The organism is Clostridium sp. CAG:43 (assembly GCF_000434655.1).
Lineage (GTDB): Bacteria > Bacillota > Clostridia > Lachnospirales > Lachnospiraceae > Otoolea > Otoolea fessa.
The window spans coordinates 14,397-19,235 of sequence record NZ_FR895082.1 but is presented as its reverse complement, the minus strand read 5'-3'; the positions used below and the strand labels follow the sequence as shown (position 1 = coordinate 19,235).

At 46.7% G+C, this 4,839-nt stretch carries 4 protein-coding genes; all 4 read left to right on the top strand.

All coding sequences use genetic code 11. The features are described from left to right. On the top strand, positions 1–1,513 hold a 1,513-nt coding region (locus QVO97_RS06755), incomplete at its 5' end, for a COG1361 S-layer family protein (RefSeq protein ID WP_288189217.1). Between the two features lie 15 nt (positions 1,514–1,528). After that, positions 1,529–2,890, top strand: coding sequence for an ABC transporter permease (locus QVO97_RS06750; protein WP_022359608.1), 1,362 nt, complete (start codon positions 1,529–1,531; stop codon positions 2,888–2,890). A gap of 463 nt (positions 2,891–3,353) precedes the next feature. After that, entirely contained in the window at positions 3,354–3,893 is a 540-nt protein-coding gene (locus QVO97_RS06745; RefSeq protein ID WP_022359607.1) for a transcription termination/antitermination NusG family protein, read from the top strand. Further along, positions 3,890–4,839: sugar transferase (locus QVO97_RS06740; protein ID WP_288189216.1), on the top strand; the 950-nt coding region annotated here is incomplete at its 3' end. The genes QVO97_RS06745 and QVO97_RS06740, both read left to right, overlap by 4 nt.

Here is a 4,839-nt window from a genome sequence, read left to right as displayed (position 1 = left end):
GTTTTTCTATATTGATGACAGCCTAAAAGTCGGCATCAACATCTGGGTTTCCGCTTACGACGGTTCCTCCACCGAGGAAGACGACAACACGAAGCTGGATTACGATTTTTCCATCGGCGATAACCAGCAGACGCCGTATGCGGGGTACAATCAGGTCATGGATTTTGGCGTGAACCTGACCAATACGGGACTTAAAAAGGTTTACGATGTCCGCGTGGATATGCAGCTTGACGCAGATATTACGAAATTCCCGTTTGATATCAATGAGGGCAACTATAACCGTAAAATGGGGGATATGGAACCGGGGCAGATGGTGACGGTTCCGTACAGCATGATGGTGCGCGAGGATGTAAAATCGGGCTTTTTCCCGATTCACTATCTGGTTACATACCGCGAAGAAGAGGGCGGAGAATTTTCGGAGCCGGTGGACAAGGTGTTTTACGTGCGCGTCAAGGGAAAAGATGACGATGAGCTGTCGGCAGATGCGGGCGAGCAGGATCGAACCAAGGCGCGTATCATCGTGGACAGCTTCGAGACGATCCCGGCAGAGATCTATGCCGGACAGCCGTTTGAACTGCGTGTGCGGATGAAGAATGCGTCTTCGGATGTGGCAGCTTCCAATATTATGTTTACATTTGCTTCGGAAGAAGTTGAAAATACGCCGATCTTTACATCCGAGAGCGGTTCCACCTCCGTAGTTGTCAATAACATGGCGCCGGGGGCGACGGCGGATCTCTCGATGGTGTTCAAGGCGGCGCCGACGGCGGAACAGAAATCATACCGCATGACGATTCAGGAGCAGTACGACAGCCCGGAATTTAAAAATGCCAAGGAAGAAGTCAAAATTGCCCTCCCGGTCAAACAGGAGCCGCGGCTGAACACCAGCACGATCGATGTGATGCCGGATGCGATCGAGGTTGGTTCTGAGACGAATGTCATGTTTGGCATCAACAACACCGGAAAAGTAATTCTTTACAATGTTATGGCGCGTTTTGAGGCAGATTCTATCCAACCAGCTGACGCTTACGTGGGGAATATCAAGCCGGGCGAAACCGGTAATGTCGATACGATGCTGACCGCGATTGCGCCGACAACCGATGATGGAAAAGTGAAGATTATCATTTCCTATGAGGATGAAAATGGAGTCGTTTCAGAGACTGAAAAAGAAATGCTTCTGAACGTGAGTGAGGCGTTTTCCGATGACGGGATGGACGGCATGGATGGAATGGACAACGGCATGGATGCAGATGCCGATGCGGCGCAAGCGGGCGGCGCTGGTCGGATCGCTCCGATGCTTGTGATCGCTGCGCTGGTGGGCGCAGGTGCCGGTGTAGTTGTCTGGAAGAGGAAGAAGAAGAAAATAGGAGAAGAAAAGGCGCTTGAAGACGAATTAGAAGAGGAACTGGACAATGAGCTGGGCGAGCCGGAAATGACGACAGCAGATGTATCGGAAGACGAAACAAAGGACGTTGAAAAAGAACAAAACGATCATCTGAAAAGAAAGAAAAAATAGAAAGGACCGGTGAAAATGAGATTCAGTGATCTGCTGACGATGAGCGTCAACAACCTGTTTCGCAGAAAGCTCCGTACCTTTCTGACGGTTCTGGGAGTCGTGATTGGTACGGCATCGATCGTTGTCATGGTTTCCATCGGAATAGGACTGAAAGAATTTACCATCAAACAGTATTCTTCCTATGGAAGCCTGACCGCGATTCAGGTGTATAATTATGACAATGGAAATTCCAGCGATAAGAAAAATCCAGAGGACAGCTTCATGACGGATGAGACGATGAAGGCATTTGAGAAGATTCCGCATGTGACAAGTGCTTATCCGGATCTGAACCTGAATGTGATTATGCGTCAGGGTGTCTACGAGGGAAATGTGCAGCTGCATGGGATCCCCTTGGGAGCAATGAAGAATATCAAGCTGGGGGAAGGAAGTCTGCCGACTGCCGAAACGAAGAATATGGAGATGGTGGTCGGAAACATGGTCGCGCAGAATTTCAGCAATGCTAAGACGGGAAAAGGCTATTGGGACACCGGAGAGATGCCGGATATCGATTTTATCAATAAGCCGATGTTCACGATCTTTGACACGGATGCCTACTATCAGTCTAAGAGCAATTCCGGCGGTGATGACGGCAGCCAGAAGGTGGCGGCTCCGAAGAAATATATGCTGAAAACCGCCGGTCTGGTCGCAGGCGGACCGGATGAGTGGAGTGATTATAGCTACGGCGTCTACGTTGATCTGGATAAGCTCAAGACACTGCTAAAACAGGTGTTCAAGAAAAAGCCGATTCCGGGTCAGCCGACCAATAAAAAAGGAAAACCGTACAATTATTTTGTATATGAGGAAGCGAAGGTCAATGTGGACGATATGGATCATGTAATAGAGGTACAGAAAGCCATCAGCAACATGGGCTATGAGGCAAACAGCCAGATGGAATGGCTGGAACAGTCCAAACAGCAGTCCAACATGATCCAGGCAGCCCTCGGCGGCATCGGCGCTGTTTCCCTGCTGGTAGCTGCGATCGGCATTGCCAACACGATGATGATGTCCATCTATGAGCGGACGAAAGAGATTGGCGTGCTGAAAGTGCTGGGATGTTCCCTTGCAACCATCCGAAATATGTTTCTGATTGAGGCAGGTTTTATCGGTTTCATGGGAGGACTCATCGGATTGGCGCTGAGTTTTATGGTTTCCGTGCTGATTAACCAGTTTCTGGCAGCGACTTTTTTATATGGAATGGATGGAAAACTGTCCGTGATCCCGATCTGGCTGGCAGTTCCGTCGGTAGGATTTGCCATCATCATCGGCATGGCAGCCGGATTCTTCCCGGCGATGCGCGCAATGAAGCTGAGTCCGTTGGCGGCGATACGGAATGAGTAGGGGGAAATCAGATACAACAGTAAATGTAAAAAAGATTCTGAACGTACATATTAATAATGGGAGAAAGTTAGCTCCGGAAATGACAGGAAAAGTCGTTTCCGGAGCTTTTTTAAGTCTGCAGAGAGATAATCGTCATGTATAAAAATGCATAAAATAATCAATATATAAAATTCTGGAAAGCTGTTTAAAAAGAAATATTTCGCAGAATACCCTGTTCTGCGAAATCTCTGTACATTATACTATGCTTTTTTTGCGAATTCAATAGAAGTTTCTGCCAAGAATCTATTAGGAAATTATTAAGATAGAAGTTTCTGATTAAAAATTCATCAAATTCTAAATCAATATCAAATAAAAAACCTTTATTTTCAGAAATACTAACAATTTGTTTTATCAAACTGCGCTGATATTTTCGCAGAACAGGGTATTCTGCGAAAACGGAAGAACTGAGAGGAAGAAACCCGGTATGTGGTACGTAGTGCAGACAACTGTGGGAAGCGAAAAACAGATAGCGGAGAAATTAAACCGGGTTTATTCGGAACATGCGGAGAACCCCTGCTTTGTGTTGCTTAAAGAGCGAACCTGGAGGCGGGAAGGTATTTATCAGATTGGCGTGGAACCAATGTTTCCGGGGTATATTTTTGTGGACACAGAAGACCCACAGCGTTTGGAAGAGAATGTTCATAGGTTGGCAGGAAAAGCCCAATTGCTGATGGACGGGCAAGTGTTTGCAATAGAATCATCGGAGGAAATGCTTTTTAAGGAACTGATTCGAGGAGATTCGCAGCATACAGTGAGACGATTTCTGGTACATGCAAACGAGGCTGGAGAGATTGTATCGGCGGAAGGAATTTTAGGAGAGCTGCTGGGGCAGATTGTGCGAAAGCGATTCCGCAAGCGTGTTGTGACAGTGGAAATCCCATTTTTGGGAAAAACGCGTCAGGTAGAATTATCGATCCGGGTCAAGGATGATCGGGAAAAAACAATGAAAGAGGAAACAATTTGAGACAATACGAACCATTCAAGAGACTGTTCCGAATCGGAAGCGCGGCTATCCTGATGGGCGTGATAACAGGCATATATGGATGTGTCTGGAACGGTTATTTCAATAAATTAATTGAATTTCCTTTCTGGAGGAGAGGAAACTGGCTGATGATTGCCCTGTATGCGGGACTTTTATTTTTCTTCCTGATGACATACGGGGGATTTCGAATCGGGTATCTGAAAAAAGGAAACCTGCTCTGTTCCCAGATCTTGTCAATAGGTCTTTTGAACGTAATTACTTACATACAAATATCGCTGTTGGATAAAAAATTCCATGATCCAAAGATTTTGACTGCCATGACGCTCGTGCAGCTTTTGACAGCGATTGTCTGGACAATTCTGTTTCAGCGGTTATACCGGTTTTTATTTCCGCCCAGAAAAATGCTGCTGGTGTGCGGAGATCGCCCGGCGTTTCATTTAATGGAAAAAATCAATTCACGTGAAGATAAATATTATCTGGCAAAGGCAATTCATATCCGGGCAGGAATGGATGCGATCATCCGGGAAGCACAGGAATTTGATGCCTTGATTATCGGAGATATTCCGGCAAAAGACCGCAATGCTCTGCTGAAAAAATGTTTCGAACGTGACATCCGGACCTACACGGTGCCGAAACTTTCGGACATCCTGATACGGACATCGGAAGAACTGGATATTTTCGACAGTCCGCTGTTACTATCCAGAAACGAGGATATATCCGGTATGCAGCGTTTTTGGAAGCGTGCGTTGGATGTGGTTTGTTCCGGTGCAGGGCTGGTGGTGCTGTCGCCATTTTTCCTTCTGGTGGCGCTGTCGATTTATCTGACTGACCGCGGACCGGTGTTTTATAAGCAGACGCGTCTGACAGAGGGCGGAAAAGAATTTCAGATCTGTAAATTCCGGACGATGATTCAGAATGCAGAAGAAAA